1 protein-coding gene is annotated in these 1,867 nt (G+C 34.2%); it reads right to left on the bottom strand.

What is annotated here, in order from left to right; translation table 11 throughout:
- Positions 1–276: 276 nt before the first annotated feature.
- Complete coding sequence (locus tag DM84_RS05820) at positions 277–654, bottom strand: hypothetical protein (protein ID WP_250779044.1); 378 nt, start codon at positions 652–654, stop codon at positions 277–279.
- Positions 655–1,867: the final 1,213 nt, after the last annotated feature.

Raw genomic sequence — 1,867 nt, 5'->3', positions numbered from 1 at the left:
TGGAGGGGATAGCAATCTTGCATATATCCAAGCACTCCTTTCTTGCATATATCCATGTTTTACTGTATCAGAATAAATATGATCGTTATCTTTTCCAGATATATCCTAGGTTACTCGATCATGAACTTTTATTGCTTTTGTTAAAATAGCTATATTCTTTCCCTGCCAAACTATACTCTTAAGGTTTGTATCAATATGTATCATATCAGCACCAATAAAACGTACTTTCTTTATATTTGTATTTTCTACAAGTTTATTTTCTAATTGGCGTAAAATTTAATCAACAATAATGTTCTTTCTCATCACTTTAATAACCAATCGATCATCTATTCTCCTTTCTTGTATTCCTGCTGGTTTTATATAAACACCTATAACTTCCTTAAACTCGTTTATTAAGAAAAGATCTTCTTCCACCTTTAAGCTCTCTGTTGCTTTTTTCAAAACTGTAAGATTTTCATCATAAATATCTACTTCAAGCTTCATAATATTATTGATCACCTCATTAAATGATAAATCACCACGATAAAAATCTTCTAATTCCAGTTCAGCAATAACTGATTGACGACTTTTAGAGAATCTTAAGAAATTAACAAAAGTTTCTAGAAGTACCAACTCTTTTTTAGCAAAATCACTATAGACAACTATTTGTTCCAAGCACTCTTTTTTAAATCAACTTGTAACGTAAATTTTCCTTTTCTACTTTTATATTTTATTTTTACAAATACGATACTGAGTTACAGGAAATTTTGAGGGTGTCTGATAAGAAATAGAGACAGTCGTCTGGTAGAATTCTATTTGTATATTTTCGGTTTGCACAGTATAACAAATTTGATACGATTATCCTTTATTTTAGAAAAAACCCGTATACGCCATTCATGGCTCGCTATTCCTCTTAATGGTCTCGGATTCTGTTAGAATGTATAGGATTTAAGTATATACAGCATTTTATATACTTATTTTGTATATATAGCATTTTATCGTGTAGTTTCTATATTAACAATTTTGCATACGGTCGATAGTTTTGGAGTTATAGCTTTATAACAGATGTGGTGGGACACCCTGTATATACATATACTTACATAAATGTGAGTCTTAGTCAAAATGACGGGAGGTCTAGCCTTCGCGGGATAGAGTTCAACTTCGTTGAAGTGCACAAGGCATCAAACATTCTGTGACGTTCAGGAATAGTCCAGAGGCACGTTCGTGGTCTCTTGGGTGTTTCCGGAGTTAGTAGTTCATGTTGGGCCGTGCTCGCCTCACACGCACAAAAAACACTTGCTACCGGAACGCTGGGTAGAATTACACCGTCGACGGTATTTTTGTTTTATGTAAATTAAAGGACAGGAACCGAAACTATTAAAATAGACCCTGCTAACGACGCAACACGTGTCGTTAGGCGAGACTGTTTTAGAAAATGGATTAAATTGACACTATCTTTTTTAGAACAACTAATAGGTTTCGGCAGGGCACGATAACGTGACCTGAACAATTTCTCCGTCACTAATGGACAGTAATCATAACTTTATTTTAATTTATACAGACTCTTTTTAAAAAAAACTTTAATTTATAAAATCTACGCGAGGCACTAGTCGCATGCGGCCCAAACCCAGGAGTCGCCTGCTCGAGTCGCGGCCCTGCTTCGTTCAACGGATAGGTCACTAGATGTCGACGTGAACGTGAAATTTTACAACAAAAACGAAAATCAAAACAAAATTAACTCATTATTGTAACAGAAATTAGAACAGAAACGCGTGCTGGATAAACATATCACAAATGAAACTAAACAAAAGAATTAGATAAATATTCGGAAGTGTCACTCCTGCTAAAAAGAGGTTGTAAATTTTTTTATCTCTCACGAGTTGAACAC

Source organism: Wolbachia pipientis (assembly GCF_023661085.1).
Taxonomy (GTDB): Bacteria; Pseudomonadota; Alphaproteobacteria; order Rickettsiales; family Anaplasmataceae; genus Wolbachia.
The sequence above is the reverse complement of the archived record's forward strand: the minus strand, read 5'-3'. Positions and strand labels throughout refer to the sequence as shown.